We start from the raw sequence: 1,178 nt of genomic DNA, 5'->3' as shown, positions 1-1,178 counted from the left end.
TATAGTTGTTTTAAATAACTTGTAGACGGGCTTCGACTTCGCTCAGCCCTCGGTGTAAGCTAGCTGAGCGAAGTCGAAGCTGTAGTTTTTATTTGAATTATCTATAAAAAGCAAACCCAAAGCCTAAAAGTAAAAGCCCTGCGTAGCAAGGCTTTTACTTTTGGGCTTTGAGAAAGTTTATTTAACACAGCTTTCATGCCGCTTAATTTAGCCTATTTCGCCACTGCGCTAATTGAGCTTTGGTTTTGCTATCAATACGATTGCCCAATAAATTATTTGTGTTTGCCTTTTGGGGCTTTTGGCGACTTTGGACAGATCTTAGCGTTGCTTCGACCTCTTGCTCTAGGGCAGTAGCGGATAGCCACTCTGCCCCAAAACCAACGGCGGTTAACTGCTGAGCGCGATCGGAAGTTACGACAATAATCCTTTTGAGATGCCGCAGCGGATCACGGCGGTACTTGCCACATTGACGCTCGATATAGGTATCCGCCGTTTCGTTATGATCGGTAAAATACAGTTTGAGATTTTTGGTAATTCTTTCAGCCTTGGCGGGGGTTGCTTGCACATAGGCATCGAATACCAATGTCGTCTTGTAGCCATGAAAAGCACTAAAATTTACCATCGTCTCAGTTAAATGCGATCGGGCAATGTCAAACCCTTGCAGATCTCTCATTTCCTGCAAATGTCGCCACAGACCAATCACGTTATAGCCGTCCACCAACATAACTGGTGGATGTTCCGAAGACATAATGGTAGACCGCTAGATAGAATTACTTACTCTAATTCTGACACTAGAGTTTGCAAATGTTGTACTGGGATCGGCTTCAATCTCGAAATCAAGGCGAGAACGATCGAGGGGAATGGGGTTGCATGATATGGCTGTAGCCACTTGCGTTAGAAAAAACAAAATCCAAAAGACGATTGGCGGCGCTTCGTACCACCAATCATCTTTCGGATTTTATGTTCTAAGTAAAACTTGCAATACTACATAATACCAATTCCCAAAAGTGTAGCTACATTTTTGGGAATTGAAAACCAAACCCAGTAAGGGTTTTAAAATCACAAAATGGCTACGCCGTTTTGTGATTTGGTATAACTGAATAAATAACGTTAAAAGTAGTTACAAACGTCCGAGAATAATTAAAAAATAAAGTTAAAGCCTGTAGCGAACGTACTAC

At 42.0% G+C, this 1,178-nt stretch carries 1 protein-coding gene; it reads right to left on the bottom strand.

The window, feature by feature from the left end; translation table 11 throughout:
* Positions 1-202: 202 nt before the first annotated feature.
* Complete coding sequence (locus AC805_RS15465) at positions 203-748, bottom strand: NYN domain-containing protein (RefSeq protein ID WP_009625982.1); 546 nt, start codon at positions 746-748, stop codon at positions 203-205.
* Between the last annotated feature and the right edge of the window lie 430 nt (positions 749-1,178).

The sequence above is a fragment of the Pseudanabaena sp. 'Roaring Creek' genome (genome assembly GCF_001402795.1).
In the GTDB taxonomy this organism is placed as follows: domain Bacteria; phylum Cyanobacteriota; class Cyanobacteriia; order Pseudanabaenales; family Pseudanabaenaceae; genus Pseudanabaena.
The sequence above is the reverse complement of the archived record's forward strand: the minus strand, read 5'-3'. Positions and strand labels throughout refer to the sequence as shown.